Origin of the sequence: Bradyrhizobium sp. 61, assembly GCF_023073075.1 — a bacterium.
Taxonomy (GTDB): Bacteria; Pseudomonadota; Alphaproteobacteria; order Rhizobiales; family Xanthobacteraceae; genus Bradyrhizobium; species Bradyrhizobium barranii.
This window is the reverse complement of the sequence record NZ_JADPIU010000067.1, coordinates 349,339-365,160: the sequence shown is the minus strand read 5'-3', so window position 1 is coordinate 365,160 and position 15,822 is coordinate 349,339. Positions and strand designations below refer to the sequence as shown.

At 64.5% G+C, this 15,822-nt stretch carries 13 protein-coding genes; 5 read left to right on the top strand and 8 right to left on the bottom strand.

The features are described 5' to 3' along the window. Nucleotides 1–46 precede the first annotated feature (46 nt). The 4 genes from IVB46_RS25615 to glsA all read left to right on the top strand — a co-directional run bounded on the left by IVB46_RS25615 (nt 47) and on the right by glsA (nt 5,710). Nucleotides 47–268: an acetyl-CoA carboxylase biotin carboxyl carrier protein subunit gene (locus IVB46_RS25615; RefSeq protein ID WP_135214343.1), complete on the top strand. Its 222-nt coding sequence runs from the start codon at nt 47–49 to the stop codon at nt 266–268. Between the two features lie 167 nt (nt 269–435). Beyond that, nucleotides 436–1,599, top strand: coding sequence for a TAXI family TRAP transporter solute-binding subunit (locus IVB46_RS25610; protein WP_247311974.1), 1,164 nt, complete (start codon nt 436–438; stop codon nt 1,597–1,599). Nucleotides 1,600–1,641: 42 nt separating this feature from the next. Next, nucleotides 1,642–3,840, top strand: coding sequence for a TRAP transporter permease (locus IVB46_RS25605; RefSeq protein ID WP_247311971.1), 2,199 nt, complete (start codon nt 1,642–1,644; stop codon nt 3,838–3,840). Nucleotides 3,841–3,862: 22 nt separating this feature from the next. Continuing rightward, on the top strand, nt 3,863–5,710 hold the full coding sequence (glsA, locus tag IVB46_RS25600; protein ID WP_247311968.1) for a glutaminase A: 1,848 nt from the start codon (nt 3,863–3,865) through the stop codon (nt 5,708–5,710). A gap of 15 nt (nt 5,711–5,725) precedes the next feature. On the opposite strand, the gene IVB46_RS25595 is transcribed toward glsA, so the two are convergent. The 5 genes from IVB46_RS25595 to IVB46_RS25575 all read right to left on the bottom strand — a co-directional run bounded on the left by IVB46_RS25595 (nt 5,726) and on the right by IVB46_RS25575 (nt 11,960). Continuing rightward, entirely contained in the window at nt 5,726–6,028 is a 303-nt protein-coding gene (locus tag IVB46_RS25595; protein WP_014495972.1) for a nucleoside triphosphate pyrophosphohydrolase family protein, read from the bottom strand. 26 nt (nt 6,029–6,054) lie between these two features. Further along, nucleotides 6,055–6,582, bottom strand: coding sequence for a carboxymuconolactone decarboxylase family protein (locus IVB46_RS25590; RefSeq protein WP_028146557.1), 528 nt, complete (start codon nt 6,580–6,582; stop codon nt 6,055–6,057). A gap of 95 nt (nt 6,583–6,677) precedes the next feature. Continuing rightward, nucleotides 6,678–8,915 carry a N,N-dimethylformamidase beta subunit family domain-containing protein gene (locus IVB46_RS25585; protein WP_247311965.1) on the bottom strand — a complete coding sequence of 746 codons (2,238 nt, stop codon included), beginning with the start codon at nt 8,913–8,915 and terminating at the stop codon, nt 6,678–6,680. A gap of 13 nt (nt 8,916–8,928) precedes the next feature. Continuing rightward, complete coding sequence (locus IVB46_RS25580) at nt 8,929–10,533, bottom strand: ABC transporter substrate-binding protein (protein WP_247311962.1); 1,605 nt, start codon at nt 10,531–10,533, stop codon at nt 8,929–8,931. Nucleotides 10,534–10,553: 20 nt separating this feature from the next. Continuing rightward, entirely contained in the window at nt 10,554–11,960 is a 1,407-nt protein-coding gene (locus IVB46_RS25575) for an aspartate aminotransferase family protein (RefSeq protein ID WP_247343714.1), read from the bottom strand. A 112-nt stretch (nt 11,961–12,072) separates the two neighbouring features. On the opposite strand from IVB46_RS25575, the gene IVB46_RS25570 reads away from it, so the two are divergent. Beyond that, nucleotides 12,073–12,828 (top strand): FadR/GntR family transcriptional regulator, encoded by a 756-nt coding sequence (locus tag IVB46_RS25570; protein ID WP_208086263.1) that lies wholly within the window; start codon nt 12,073–12,075, stop codon nt 12,826–12,828. 448 nt (nt 12,829–13,276) lie between these two features. Here IVB46_RS25570 and IVB46_RS25565 read toward each other — a convergent pair whose 3' ends face one another. From IVB46_RS25565 to IVB46_RS25555, 3 genes are read right to left on the bottom strand one after another with little or no spacing between them, the layout of a single operon-like run. Further along, nucleotides 13,277–13,636: an OB-fold domain-containing protein gene (locus tag IVB46_RS25565; protein ID WP_247311954.1), complete on the bottom strand. Its 360-nt coding sequence runs from the start codon at nt 13,634–13,636 to the stop codon at nt 13,277–13,279. After that, entirely contained in the window at nt 13,633–14,769 is a 1,137-nt protein-coding gene (locus IVB46_RS25560; protein ID WP_247311951.1) for a thiolase family protein, read from the bottom strand. The genes IVB46_RS25565 and IVB46_RS25560 overlap by 4 nt, the downstream gene beginning before the upstream one ends. A 37-nt stretch (nt 14,770–14,806) precedes the next feature. Next, entirely contained in the window at nt 14,807–15,799 is a 993-nt protein-coding gene (locus tag IVB46_RS25555; RefSeq protein ID WP_247311948.1) for an OmpA family protein, read from the bottom strand. Nucleotides 15,800–15,822: the final 23 nt, after the last annotated feature.

Genomic DNA, 15,822 nt, shown 5'->3' with positions numbered 1-15,822 from the left:
TGACGCTACCTCAGGCATTTTGCGACGACAACAAAAAGGCGATGGCATGCCAGAAATTAAGATCGTCACGGAGGTCGCCGGTCGCATCTGCGCAACTCCCGTGCAAGTTGGAGGAACCGTTGCGGATGGCGATGACGTTGTAGTCGTCGAAGCCATGAAGATGGAGATACCCGTGCCCTCGCCCGCGAGCGGCACGATCAAATCGCTGCTCGTCAAGCTCGACGATGTCGTCGCCGAAGGACAGGCGATCGCGATCGTCGCGAACTGACTGCATTATCCGTGGCTTCCGCGACAATCTGTCTGCCTCATCGCCGCGTTCGCGGTACGGCGTTGCCATCGCCTGATCGCGATGACATGATCTGTTTCAAACAAAAAACTGTTTCAAACAAAGAATGAAACTCTTCGCGGCAAACGCGAGGATCATTGGAGGGAAACATGCTTCGTGGGCTGACCATGCTCGCGCCTGCCTTGGTTGCGGGCATTTCTTTTGCGTCTACAAGCTATGCAATCGCCGAAGACATCAAGCTGCCGGCGACATTGACGTTCACCGCCTATGACACCGGTACCGCCGGCTTCAACATCGCGGTCGGCGTCGGCAAGATGATGAAGGACAAATACGGCACCGATGTGCGCGTGCTGCCCGCAGGCAACGACGTCGCGCGGCTTGCACCATTGCGCGCCAAGCGCGCGACGTCATCGGCGATGGGATCGGGTACCTATTTCGCGCAGGAAGGCGTGTTCGAGTTCGGCTCGAAGGAATGGGGCCCGCAGCCGCTCCAGATCATGCTCTCGAGCGTCGATTGCAATTGCGGTTCGCTTGGGGTCGCAGCCGATAGCGGCGTGAAAGATCTGAAAGACCTGAAAGGCAAGCGCGTCGGCTTCGTGGTCGGCTCGCCCGCGCTGAACCAGAACTCGCTCGCGGTGCTCGCCTTCGCAGGCCTGACACAGAAGGACGTCAAGGTCGTCGAGTTCGCGAGCTACGGCGCGATGTGGAAAGGCCTGATCAACAACGACACCGACGCCGCCTTCGGCACCACCATCACCGGCCCCGCCAAGGAAGCCGAAACCTCGCCGCGCGGCCTGGTCTGGCCGCCGCTGCCCGCCAAGGACAAGGAAGGCTGGGCGCGGATGCAGAAGGTCGGCTCGTTCTTCTTCCCGCAGACGGCAACCTGCGGCGCCGGCATCACGCCGGACAAGCCGATCGAGCTCGGCAACTACCCCTATCCGATCTTCGTCGCCTATGCCTCGCAAGCGGCAGACCAGGTCTATGCGATGACCAAGGCGATGATCGTCAGCTACGACGCCTACAAGGACTCCGCGCCCGGCGCCGGCGGGCTCGCCGCCGACCGGCAGACCAAGAACTGGGTGGTGCCCGTGCATCCCGGCGCGGTGAAGGCCTTGAAAGAAGCCGGGCAATGGTCTGACGCGCAGGACGCCCACAACAACAAGCTGTTCAAGCGACAGGAAGTGCTTGGCGCGGCGTGGGCGGATTACGGCAAGTCCAATCCGCCGTCGGACGAAAAGGCCTTCCTCGAGGGCTGGATGAAGGCGCGCGCCACGGCGCTGGCCAAGGCCGACATGCCGAACGGGTTTGACTGACCGTCAAGCTGCCTGCCGCAGAACTGTTTGAGGAGAGCGCCGATGTCAGAGACTGCGGCAGCGCCGGCGACGAAGGTTGAGTTCGCAGATCCGCATCTCGGCGCCGCCGCCGACTTGCAGGAAGCCGAGGTCACGCGCGTCCGCACATTGAACGGCGCGTGGCGCTGGGTGCTGATGGCGGCCACCGCAGCCACCATTCTGTTGTGTGTGAACCAGCAATTCTCGCTGCGGTTCTTCATCGACTACACCCAGCTCAACACCGAATATTTCTACCTGCTGATCGCGTTGATGCTCCCGTTCACCTTCCTGATCTTTCCGGGATCGGAGAAGGCGCCGCTCGACCGCATCCCCTGGTATGACCTGCTGCTGTTCGCCGCGACCTTCGGCTCGGCGATCTGGCTGATGCTCAACATCCGCAAGGCCGCGCAATTCGGCTGGGAGTTCGATGGCGCGCCTGGCAACGTCATCGCCGCCGGGCTCGTGATGTGGTTCGTGCTGATGGAGGCGCTGCGGCGCACCGGCGGCTGGAGCCTGCTGCTCAGCGTGCTGCCCTTCACGCTCTATCCGCTGTTTGCGGACTCTTCCTGGCTCGGGCCGTTCCGCGGCACGCAGTCGACGCTGCAGCAGACCACGTCCTATCACATGCTCTCCGGTGAGAGCCTGCTCGGGATTCCGATCCAGGCCTTTGCCGACACCGTGATCGGCTTCCTCGTCTTCGGCACCGCGCTGATGATGACGGGCGCGGGCAAATTCTTCATCAACATCGCCTTCGCGATGTGCGGCACCTTCCGCGGCGGCGCGGCAAAAGTCTGTGTGTTCGCCTCCGGCCTGCTCGGCACCGTCGGCGGCAGCATCGTCTCCAATGTTCTGACCGCCGGAACGATGACGATCCCCGCGATGAAGAAGACGGGGTTCACGCCGTCCTATTCCGGCGCGATCGAGGCCTGCGCCTCGACCGGCGCCGTGCTCGCGCCGCCGGTGCTGGGCGCCACCGCCTTCGTGATGGCGCAGTTCATGAACACGGGCTATGCCGACGTCGCGCTCGCCGCCACCATCCCCTCGATCCTCTATTATGTCGGCCTGTTCGCGCAGGTCGACGCCTATGCCGCCCGCCACAAGCTGAAGGGCCTGCCGCGCGCCGAGCTGCCGCGCTTCTGGGACGCTTTCAAAGAGGGCTGGTACTATCTCTTCGTGATCGTCGTGCTCGTGGTGATGCTGCTCTACTTCAAGCGCGAGAGCCACGCGCCGTTCTATGCCTCCGTGCTGCTCGTGATCCTGCATCAATGGTCCGGGCCGGCGCGCTGGAGGCTCGGCAATACGCTGGTGCTCGCCGGTTCGATCGCGGCAACGGCTGCGATGTTCTGGTTCGGCGTGCTCAACGCCGCGCTGTGGGGCATGTGCCTGCTGGCCGCGCTGAACGAATTCTTCCCCGGCAAGAACTGGGGCGGCGCGCGCTGGCTGCATTTCCTCGAACTCAACGGCAAGACCTTCGTCGAGCTGATCGCGATCCTCGCCGGTTGTGGCCTGCTGATCGGCGCCTTCTCGCTCACCGGCGTGATCTCGAGCCTCGCCAACGATCTGCTCAGCATCGCCGGAGGCGATGCCTTCCTGCTGCTGATCATGTGCGCCATCACCAGCCTGATCCTCGGGCTCGGGCTGACCACGACCTCCTGCTACATCTTCCTGGCCATTCTGGTGGCGCCGGCGCTGGAGAAGCTCGGGCTGAACAAGATGGCCGTGCACATGTTCATCTTCTACTGGGGCATGCTGTCCTCGATCACACCCCCGGTGGCGATCGCCTCCTTCGCGGCGGCCGGCATCGCCGGTGCGCCCGCGATGAAGACGGGCTGGGAGAGCATGTGGGTCGGTAGCATCATCTATTTCATCCCGTTCTTCTTCGTGCTCAATCCGGCGCTGCTACTTCAGGGCAGCAACCCGTATCTGGAGGCATTCGGGCTGACCGGACTTGCCTGCTTCGGCATCGTCTTCATCTGCGGCGGCATCCAGGGCTACCAGGCTTTTGTCGGCGACCTTCGCGGCGCCGGCCTGATGGAGTGGCCCTTGCGGGTGCTGCTGGTGATCGGCGGCTTCGTCGTGGCCACCCCCGGCGGCGGGATCATGCCGCTGTCGCAGATGCAGGTCACGCTGCTGGGCCTCGCGATCCTCGTGCCCACGGTCTTGATCGCCCTGCTGCTGGTCCGGCGGCAGGCTGTGGTGCCGGACGGGTTGCGCGTACCCTGATTGCGTTGCACAAAGACAGGCGATGACAACCCACTCGCCTGCCGCCTCCGCCTGGACCCGCTCGAAGCCGCCCCTGCTGCGGTTTCTGGGCAATTGTCTCAACGAATTCTCCGCCGAGACCTCCGGCGCCGTTGCCGATTACATCCCCGAGCTGAGCAAGGCCGACCCTGCCCATTTTGGCATCAGCCTCGCGACCCTGGACGGCCATGTCTACGAGGTCGGCGACAGCCGGGTGCCCTTCACCATCCAGTCGATGTCAAAGCCCTTCGTGTTCGCGCTGGCGCTGGACCTCCTGGGCGCCGGCCGCGTCGAGAGCGCGATCGGCGTCGAGCCCTCGGGCGATCCCTTCAACTCGATCCGGCTCAATTCCGACAACCATCCGTTCAACCCGATGGTCAATGCCGGCGCGATCGCCTGCACCGGGCTGATCTATGACAGCAAGGGCACGGACGCCTTCGAGCAGGTCCGGTTTGCGCTCAGCCGTTTTGCGGGGCGCGATCTCGCCGTGGACGAGGCCGTTTACAGCTCGGAGAGCCAGACCGGCGACCGCAACCGCGCCATCGGCTACCTCCTCAAGACCAATGCGGTGATCTCGGACAATGTCGCAGGCGTGCTCGACGTCTATTTCCGGCAATGCGCGGTGCTGGTCACGGCGCGCGACATCGCGGTGATGGCGGCAACGCTCGCCAACCGCGGCGTCAATCCCGTGACGGGCGAGCAGGTGCTGACGCCCTACGCGATCTCGCGCACGCTGTCGGTAATGACGTCGTCGGGCATGTACGACTACGCCGGCGAGTGGATCTACCGGATCGGCATCCCCGCCAAGAGCGGCGTCGGCGGCGGCATTCTGGCCGCACTCCCTGCCCGCCTCGGCCTCGGCAGCTATTCGCCGAAGCTCGACAAGCACGGCAACAGCGTGCGCGGCATCAAGGTCTGCGAGGCGCTGTCCTCGCATTACGACCTGCACATGCTCAACCGCAGCGACGACGCGCGCAACGCCGTCATCGCCGACTACGACATCGGCAAGAGCCCGTCGCGGCGCGTGCGCCGGCCGCAGGAGCGCGAGATTCTGGCCGGGCATGAGCAGGAGGTGCGGGTCATCGAGCTGGTCGGCACGCTGTCGCTGTCGGCGGTCGACTATGTCTCGCGCAGGCTGGCCGGACAGCCGCGGCCGCAAATCGTGATCTTCGATCTCCACCGCGTCACCTCCACCACGCGCGCCGGCGCGCGGCTCGTGGCCGAGGCGTTCGAGGAGCTGGCGGCGCTGAACGTGACCGTCGTACTGTCAGGGGTCAGGCGTGCGTCGAAGGAATGGGACAGCCTGCGGGAATGGACGGCGGAGCTGAAGAACGTCCGCGACTTCTATCTGCTCGACACCGCGATCGAATGGGCCGAAGACCAGATCGTCTACCGCTATGGCGGCTCGATCGATTTCCACGAGACCACCGAGCTTGCCGAACAGCCGCTGCTATCAGGCATGAGCGAGGAAGAGCTGACCGACCTCGCCTCGATCTGCACGATCCGGACCTTTCCATCCGGGGCAAAGATCATCACGACAGGCGACCCCGCCGATTTCCTGTTCTTCCTGCGCAGCGGCGCCGTGCATGTCACCCTGCCCGACGGCGTGCGGCTGGCGACGCTGACCGCCGGCATGGCCTTCGGCGAGATGGCGCTGCTGGAGCCGACGCGTTCGGCCGATGTTTACGCGGACATGGCAGCGACCGCATTCGAGGTGCCGCTGAAGGATTTCGAGCGCTTCCGCAAGCAGCACCCGCGCGCTTCCGAGCGCATTATGCGCAATCTGGCGCAGCTGCTCGCCGACCGCCTGATCGTCGCCAATGCCAAGGTCGACATTCTGACGTCGACGTGAGCGCGCTGATCCGGGTCAGCGGCTCGCGGCTTCGCTCAGTCGCCGCTTGATCTTGGCCGCGCTCGCCTTGAGCAATTCGGATGGCTGCTGGCCGGTCGCGGCGCACAGGCAAGCCCAGTAGTAGATGACGTCGCCGAGCTCATCGACGAGGCCCGCCTTGTCGAGCCAGTCATCGCGCAGCAGCTTCTTGATGTGGTCGGCGACCTCGCCGGATTCGCCGGCGAGGCCGAGCCCGAGATAGGACAGCCGCTCGTTGGACGGATGCTCATCGACTTTCGCAATGCTCGCGGCCCAGACCGCGTATTCATCGATCGTCATCGGCAGACCTCGCCACAGTTTTTGGATCAGCCCACCACTTCCGTGACAGGCTGGAGATCGATTTCAAAAGTCTCCAGAAATTTCGAGGTCATGATGTAGAAGCCGACCGAAAGCTGGAGCTCGACCAGCGCGGCCGGTGTCAGCTTCGATGCGATCGCCTTGAACGTCGCATCCGTCGGCTTCTTCAGCTTCACGATCTCGTCGGTGAAGGCGAGTGCGGCGCGCTGCACCTCGTTGAAGCAGGTCGCGGCCTGCCAGTTCTCCAGCGCTTCGTTCTGCTCGTCGGTGACGCCGACATTCTTGCCGATGCGCTTGTGCGCGACGATCTCATACGGTGCCTCGCACAAAATGCCGGTGCGGGTGATCGCGAGCTCGCGCACGATGGGATCGAGCTCGCCCTTGTGGCGGATGGCTCCGCCGAGCCGGCAGTACTGCTCAAAGTAGCTCGGCGAGTGCGCCATCATGCGGAAGATGTTGGCGTTACGGTTCTTGTCGAGAATTTCGCGGGTGCGGTCGGACGCCTTGAACGGGTCGCTGTAGTTGATGCGGGCCATCAGTCACCTTGGGTCTTGGTCTTGTTGTCGTTTTTTCGAGCACAGGTCCCAAGAGTATTCTCGCACCGGCCCAAGAGCAACATCGTCGCGTGAGGTCATCCCCCTTGTGCGGGGGCTTTCGGCACCGGGAATGGCGTCGAATCGGCGAAGCGCCCGACGATGTTGGTCACCAGCAGGGCTGCCACGTTGTTGTAGCCGTCGACCGGCAACGCGCCGATGAAATTCATCGAGCCGACGGAGAACACCGCGCCGCCATTCGGCGTCTCGAAAAAGGTCAGGTCGGAGCGGATGATGTCCTCGCGCGATGCCGGCCAGGTATGGTCGTAGCGCTCTTCGTTGACGGGCTGATAGGTCGGATCAGTGAGGACTGCGCGGCCGACGATGATCGCATGATGCGGGGTGCCAAGGCGCGTGTCCGCCCGATCCAGCTCGTGCCCCGCCGCGCCGCCGCCCATGAAGCCGCGCTCGCCAAGCTTGGCACCGGGCTTCGCCAGATCCTCGATCCCCTCGCGCATGAAGGCGACGCGGGAATCGAGAATGCCGTCGAGGAAGGTGTACGGGAAACCCATATACTCCCCTTGCGTGCTGAAGCCGACGCCGACCAGCGCCTGCGGCGGGCGGCCGAGCCGCCGCCAGAGGCCGCCATAGGACCCGTCGAACGCGTGATAGCTCTCGCCGGGCAGCGTTTCCCAGAGCCGGATGCCGCCCTCGGCGCGGCGCAGCTCGAAAGCCCAGGTGCCTGTCGCATGCGGCACCACTTTCCAGTAGAAGCCGTTGCCGCCGAGATACATGAAGCGGCCGCCATTGCCGAGATAGGCGCCGAGCGCGTCGAGCGTCTCGTGGGTGTGATATTCCGGATGCTGCCCGGTCAGAACCACAGAATATTTCGACAGCAGATCGACGCCTTCGGCATGGACGTCGTGATCGGTGATGACTTCGAAGTCGATACCCTTGCGGGTCAACAGATCGGTGATGGCGCTGTCGGCGGAGATCCAGTAGAGGCCGGAACCGTAGTCGCTGGGATCGACCAGATGGATCTGGTTCACACGCTTGTCGATCAGCGGCCGGCGCATCGTCGACATCACCACGCCGCTGCCGTCAGAGTGGAAGTTGTAGGGCGAGACGCCGTACTCGGGATGACCGTCCGGCGCCTGCGCCAGCGCGCCCCAGGCCAGCGAGCGCTCCGTGATCAGGGCTTGCCTGCCCTTCTTCTGGTACTGGCTGTAGACCGTGTAACTGAAGGTCGGCGCGAGAAAAGCCACCTTGGCCTGCGATCCCGGTATCCGGGCGCGGACATAGAAGACGATGTTGTCGCGCGTGCCATCCTTTTCGAGATGCAGTGCGTAGACGCCGCTCTTCCAGTCCTCCGGCACGGTGAAGGTCAGCGACGGCTGCCAGCCGGAATCGCCGATATCGTCGTCGTGGAAATGGATCGCACCCCAGAGCTTGGGTTCTTCTGTCCAGCGATGCGTCACGCCGCCGGTCCAGCGCGACCCCGTCATCGCGCGCGTCGGCAAGTTGATGCAGGTACCGTGCGCCTTGGCAGCGCCGATATCGGTCGCGGAGTCGGTCGGAATGCCGATGGAAAAATCCCATTCGGCGATGGACGGAGCCGCCGTTCCAGAAGCCTGCACGGCGATGGTGCCGTCAAGGCCGGTGCTGCCATCGGTGATGCGCGGCCGCTCGATCTTGCCGTTGAAATGGTGGACTACGCCCCGGCCTGCGCGCTCCGCCGCAATCGCCGCCGCCCCCGTGCCGGCCAACGCGGCCTTTGGCGCGCTCAGCGATTTCGTCGCGCGCTCGTCGCGATCGAGCCTGATCTTGCGCGGTGCCTGTGCAATCGCCAACGATCCGGTTGCCGGGTCGAACACGCACGCGATGTCGTGCCATGCCCGCTCGGTGAGCCCGACGCTGGTCTCGACCTCGATGGTGCCCCCGCCGGTCACGAGCCGGACGAAAGCGCCCGCCTTGCCGACGCCGAGCGTGAGCGAGCCGCCTGCGCCGGCCCAATTCAGCACGGCCTGCTGGCCCGCGGCGAGCAAGGTCGGCCAGACAGTCGCGGCAAAGCCGATCGGGCCCGCCGGCAGCGCCAGTGCTGATACATCGACCCATGAACCCTTGGCGATGGTCTGCTCGATGCCATCGTGCTGGCCTTCCAGGTCCCACTTGACCGGAATCTCGCGATAGCCTGGTCCCCTGGGATTCGGGTCGCCACAGATGATGCGGGCGATCCGCGCCGAATAGCGGCCGCCGCCCTTGACCGCAATCATGAAGTTGATGTCGTCGCCGGAGCGCACGCTCCAGCGGTCCGCATAACCGGTGATCGGAAGCATCGAAAATCCCTCTTCAGGCGCCGCGCACGTTCCAGAACAACGGCAGGCCCTTGAGCATGCCCGTCAGGCTCTTCTTGTAAGCCGTCGGCTGATAGAAGACACCAAGCGGAACATAGGGAACATCGATGAAGCACTGCTGCTGCATCTCGACGCCAATCTTCGTCTGCGTGGCGGCATCGGGCGCGGCGAACCAGGCATCCCGGAGCTGCTCCAGCTTCTCGCTCTTTGCCCAGCCGAAGGTCGCCTTGTCACCGCTGCCGCGGATGAAGTTATGCGCCGAGGGGTTCAGCTGCGTGACGCCCGCAGAATAAGTGCAGAAGGCGCTATATCCGCCCTTGTCCGGTGTCTCGCGGTTGCCCATGCGCCGCAGCATCGAGCCCCAGTCCATCGCCGCGTAGTCGACATTGAAACCGAGCTTGCGGAACAGATCGGCTGCGACTTCGCTCATCTGCCCGATGACAGGGAAATCGCCCGGCGCCATCAGCAGCACTTTCTCGCCTTTGTAGCCGGCGTCCTTGATGGCTTTGGCCGCGGCGGCGATATCCCGGGGGCCGTTCAGCGCGTCCATGCCGGCATCGTTCGCCATGATGCCGCCGGGCGCGAAGAAGCCGACCTTGTCGCGCCAGAGACTGGTGTCGTCGCCCGCAACCGCGGACATGAATTCCTTCTGGCTGATGGCGGAGAGCACCGCGCGGCGGATGGCCGGGTTGTCGAACGGCGGCTGCGTATGGTTGAAGCGCAGCACGCCGACATTACCGATGGGGTCGAGCAGTTCGACGGTCAGCATCTTGTTGCCCTTCAGCTTCGGCAACAGGTCGACGATGGGCTGATCCCACCAGTCGATCTCGCCCTGCTGAAGCGCAGCCGCGGCCGTCGCGGGGTCCGGGATGACCTGCCACTCGACCCGGTCGAAATGCGCGATCTTCGGACCGGCGAGCAGGCTCGGCGTCCCCTCGGGGCGCGGCACGTAGCCATCGAAACGCGTGTAGACCAGCCGCGCGCCGGGCACGTGCTGATCGGCCTGGAATTTGAACGGACCGGAACCGATCAGCTCCTTGACCGGCGTGACGCTATCGGTCTGCGCAAGACGTTCCGGCATGATGAAGGCGATGATGGCACCGACCTTGCCGAGCGCTTCCGGCAACAGCGGAAACGGTGACTTCAGACGCCAGCGCACGGTCTTGTCATCAGGCGCCGAGAGTTCATCCACCAAATTGAAGAGCGAATTGCCGAAGGCATCGCGCGCGGCCCAACGTTTCAGGCTCGCCACCACATCGCGCCCGCGTACGGGCTCTCCGTCGTGGAATTTCAAGCCGTCCCGCAACGTCATCGCCCAGAGCTTGCCGTCGTTCTCGACCGTGTGGCCGGCGACCATCTGCGGCTGAACCTGGAATTTCTCATCCACGCCGTAGAGCGTGTCCCAGATCAGGAAGCCGTGGTTGCGGTTGACGAGGCCGGTCGTGATCATCGGATCGAGGATGGCCGCATCGGCCTGCGGCACGAAGCGCAGCACGCGCGAACCTTGCGCGCGGGCCAGCCGCGGCATCGCAAGACTCGAGCCCAGGGCGACGCCGAGACCGGCGCCCAGTGTGGATCGGAGCAGGTCTCGACGGCGCATGCTATGGTCTCCTCAAGGGGTTACGCAGATGGACGTGTCTCGGCAAGCTTGGCCTCGGCGCTGAGCAAGGTCCGCGCGAACAGGTCGAGCGCCTCGTCAACTCCGGCTTCGTCGATGATCAGCGGCGGACAGAACCCGATCGTGTCGCCCATCGCGCGGATGATCAGGCCATTCTCGATTGCGAGCGCATCGAACATCGCGCCGACCTTCAGCGCGGGATCGAAGGCCTGCCGCGTCGCGGGGTCCGCGACCAGCTCGACCCCGATCATCAGTCCCTCGCCCCTCACCTGGCCGACGATGCGCGAATCCCGCGCGATCTGCTCCAGTCCGGCGCGGAGCCTCGAGCCCATGCGGCGGACGTGCGGCACCACATCCATCTCGTGATAGATCTTCAGCGTCTCGAGCGCGATCGCTGCGCCAACCGGGTGCCCGGAATTGGTGAAACCGTGGCCGAACAGCTCGCCGCCCTTGTTCATCTCGCTGAGCGCGTCGCGGATCGGACGGCCCAGCAACACAGCCGACATCGGGAAATAGGACGAGGTGATGCCCTTGGCGAGCGCCACCATGTCCGGCTTCATGCCGACCGTCTGGCAGCCGAACCAGTTGCCGGTGCGGCCGAAGCCGCAGACCACCTCGTCACCAAGCACCAGGATGTCGTGACGGCGCAGCACGGCCTCGATCCTCGCGAAATATCCCTTCGGCGGCACGACGATGCCGCGGCCGGCGTTGATCGGCTCGGCGATGAAGGCTGCGATCGTATCGGGCCCCTCGGCCATGATCATTGCTTCGAGATCGGATGCGAGCCGGTCGACAAACGCCGCCTCGTTTTCGCCTGGTCTGGTGCCGCGATAGGCGTCCGGGCAATGCGTATGCAGGAAGCCATCGAGCGGAAGACCGAATTCGCGGTGCATGCGGGGCAGACCGCACATCGAAGCAGCAACGATCGTCGAGCCGTGGAACCCGCGATCGCGGGCGATGATCTTGCGCTTTCCGGGCTTGCCGCGAACCGCGTGATACACCCAGGCGAGCTTCACCATCGTCTCGGTGGCTTCCGAGCCTGACGTTGCGAAATATGCTTGAGCATCCGGGATCGGCGAGATCTCGACCAGCTTCTCGGCGAGGTCGATCGTGGTGTCCGGCGTCTTGTGATTGAAGCTGTGATAGAAGCCGAATTTGTCGTAGGCCGCCGCTGCTGCCGCTTTCAGGCGCGTCTCGGAAAAGCCGAGCGAGGTACACCAGAGCCCGGCCATCGCTTCCAGATAACGCTTGCCGTTCGCGTCAAAGACATGGACGCCCTCGCCGCGCGCCATGATCAGCGGTCCGATTTCTGCATGTCGCTGGGGGTTGGTCTGCGAGTGCAGATGGAACGCGATGTCACGCGCCTCGGCTGAATTCGGCTTGCTGTCGAACACGCGCGCAGCCTCCATCGTCCCACCGACAGAGTATTCCCAACCCCGGTCGCGCGAAACTGGTCAGTCCAAATTGGTCTGACCAGCTTGGCTTTCGAGCGGCAGCTTGTCAAACTCAAAAAAAGGACTGATGAGCACGAAGATGTTGCACGATCCCCCGTCCAAGCCTGAACGCAGCTTCGAGATCGTTGCCCGGCGCATTGCTGCGATGATCCAGGCGAGTTACCGGATCGGCCAGCGCCTGCCGGCAGAGCGCGATCTCGCGAAGACGTTTGGCGTGTCGAGGCCGACGGTGCGCGAGGCCATCCTGTCGCTGGCAATGGCCGGCATGCTGAAGGTGCGCAGTAACAGCGGCGTCTATGTGATCAGTCGTCAGGAGGCACCTGACGTGCACGTGCTCGAAGGTTTTGGGCCATTCGAGAACCTGGAGGCGCGCCAGCTGATCGAACCGCAGATCGCGGCGATCGCGGCGCAGCGCGGCTCCGAGGCCGCCTTCGCGCAGCTCGCCGAAGCGCTCGCGATGATGCGCTGGGAACATGCGCAGGGACGCGAGGCCGACACGTCCGACCACCGCTTCCACATGGTGCTGGCCGAGGCGACCGGGAACGGCGCGCTGGTGTCGATCAGCGACTCGCTGTGGCGCGCACAGACCGAGTCCGGCATCTGGCAGGAGATTCACAACCACATGCAGATGGAGGACTACCGGCCCATGTGGCGCAGGGATCACGAGGCCATCTTCGAAGCCGTTCAAGCGAGGAACCCGCGCAAGGCGAGCCACGCCATGACGCGTCACCTCACCAACATCAGGGATGCGCTGATGGAGGCTTCGAAGGCCAAATCGATGGCCACAAAGAAACCCGCGAATTCTCGCGGGAAAATCCGATGATTTGTCGCGATTGAAGAAAGTTGCCGCAAACCCTGTGCTGCGCGACCGCAACAGCAACATCATCGAGTCAAAATGCCGCCGCATTGCTGATCGACCTTGGCACAGTCGATATTCGCCGTGTGGGGACAAATCACGGTGAATACTCGCAAGGGGTGTTCCGAGTAAAAACAATTGACCGTCGGGTGCGCAGTGCGCGCAACGATGAGTCACGCCCAAGTCTAGGGAGAATAGGCATGAAGGAAGCAACCAAGGGGGCGGCCTCGGGAGCGCTCGCGCATATGCTGGCGGTGACGGCGATGCTCGTCATCGCCAGCATCTTGTTCTACGGGCGTTAGCAAAAGAGTTGCGTAGAGTGTTTTCGTCATTCCGGGGTGGCTCTCGCACAAGCCAGGCCCAGAATCCCGTTCCAGGCTCGGTCCCTCGGACCGCCCCCGAATGACGGATCCTACTATTTCCTTCTGCTGAAAAACGGCACGAGCTTGCCGGCGAACGTCGGGAAGCTCGCGGTGACCTCATCGCCGATAGCTAGATTCGTCTCGCCGTGCGCCATCATGCGAAATCCCTCGGCGCAATCGACCAGCAGGATGTTGTAGGGCACGTGCGCACGGGTCTCGGGCGTGGCGGCGCGGCAGACCAGCGAGGTCGCATAGACCCTGCCCTTGCCGCTGGCGCGTGCATCGCGCGGATCGGGCGCGCCGCAAGCCGCGCAGAAAGCGCGATGGAAATACTGCACATGGCCGCATGCGCCGCAGCTCTGAAAGGTGATGGCCTGCTCGCCCTTGGTCCAGTCCGCGATTCGTTCGCTCATCGCACGCGCTCCAGAAACATGCTCACATGGGACGACAGCACGCCGCCGTCGCCGTGCAGCAGCGCGATCGATGCGTCGCGCACCTGGCGGCTCGCCGCCCGCCCCGTCATCTGCAAATGCGCCTCGACCAGATGCGCCATGGCGCCGCCGACGCCACAATGGCCATAGCTGAGCAGGCCGCCATGGGTGTTGAGCGGCATCGCGCCGTCGCGGCTGAAATGACCTGATCGCACGCGCGCAGCCGCCTCGCCGCGGCCGGCAAGGCCGAGGTCTTCCAGCAGCATGGCGAGCGTGATCGTAAAGCTGTCGTAGATCGCGGCGTAGCGCACGTCGGAGATCGCAAGGCCGGTGGCCTCCTTGGCGCGGGCGATGGAGATTTCAGCACCGAGCTCGCTGAGCGCGGGCACGGCCGTCACGTGCTGATGGGTATGCGCCTGGGCGCAGCCGTGGATGCGCACGCCGGCCTCGCCGGTCCGCTCACGGCTGATGACGAAGGCCGCGCCGCCGTCGGACACCGGGCAACAGTCCAGCAGCTTGAGCGGCATTGCCACCGGCTTCGAGGCCATGACGTCGGCGACCGTGATGAGATCGTGGAATTGTGCGCCGGGATGGGTGCAGGCATGCGCGCGCATCAGCACCGCGAATTCGGCGAGGTCCTCTTCCGTCACGCCGTATTCGTGCATGTAGCGGGTGGCGACCAGGCCGTAATAGGCGGGAATGGTCGGGCCGAGCGGCACCTCGTAGTCGGGATGGCCGACCTGCGCCAAAGCCTGGATCGAAGCGTCGCGGCTCTGCCCGGTGAGCCGGTTCTCGCCGGCGACGACGAGGACGTTGCGCGCGACGCCCGCCTCGACGAGGTGATGGGCCAGCATGGTCATAGCAAGGCCCGTCGCGCCGCCGACCTGCACGGCATGCGCGTAAGACGGGCGGATGCCAAAATGCTCGGCGAACACGGTCGCCAGCATGATGTGCGGCGAGACGGTGGAGTAGCCGCAGAGGATGCCGTCGATGTCCGAACGCTTCAGCCCGGCATCGTCGAGCGCGGCTTGCGCGGCCCGGCTCATCAGGTCGAGCGAGGATGAGCCTTCGTGCTTGCCGTATGGCGTGAGGCCGACGCCGGTGATGAAGCTCATGGTAACTTTCGTGCTCCTGCGATCTGGTAGCGGCGCGCTACTGCAACACCATCTCTACCCGGCGGTTCCGCGCACGGCCCACGTCGGTTGCGTTGTTACCGAGCGGCGCATAGCTGGCGACGCCGGCCGCCGACAGCCGCTTCAGATCGACCTTGTACGTCGTCGCCAAGGCATCCACGACCGTTTGCGCCCGTGCTTTCGACAGGGCCAGATTGGCGTCCAGCGCGCCCTGGTTGTCGGTGTGCCCGACAATATGGACCTTGAGAGATCCATCGGACTGGAGCAATTGTGCCATCTGGTCGAGCTGAGCTTTCGACTCCGGCTTGATGACGGATTTACCTGTATCGAAGTACAGGCCGTACAGCGCCACCTTGCCCTCTGCCTGCAAGCCCTTCGTCAGGGCCCTCACGTCCACCACCACCTTGTCGGACTCCATCGCCTTGGCCTCGACGATCTCCACGCTGGTGGCCACGTACTTGCCGGACAGTGCAACCGTTCCCGGCTTCGCCGTGACAATCGCGACATGCAGCATTGCACCGGATGCGTTCACGGTCCCGTACCAGTAGCGCTCGGTCCCGGGTTCCTGCCATTGCTGGAGCAAGGTGATGGGGGTCCACCCTTCAAGCTGGGCCTTTGGCAGCGACGGGTTAGCCGGCAGCCTGCGAAGCTGGCCGAAGTCGCGCGCCCCGCAGTCCTCGGCGCAGCTATCCTGCCTGGCCGCGCCAGCGCGCTCCAACGCCTGCTCATAGTTGCGCTGAACCTCCAGCGCCGATTTGCCGGCCGGGGCAAGGTAGAACAAGCGAGTGACACGGCCCTCGACTTTCACGACCTCGCCATTCTGGCTCCCCCGCGGCATCCCGACCTGGTCGAAGCCCTGGACGTCCTGCGCCACCAGCCAGGAGCCGGCATAACGACTGATCAGCGCGTGGTCGCGGGCATCGGGCGCATCGGCCGGCATCGCAGCACGAGCGACGGCAGGCGCGAGCACGATGCTGCACGCGATCATGAGCAGACGGGTGAAGACGATCATGAGAAGGTCCGTTTTACGAGTTC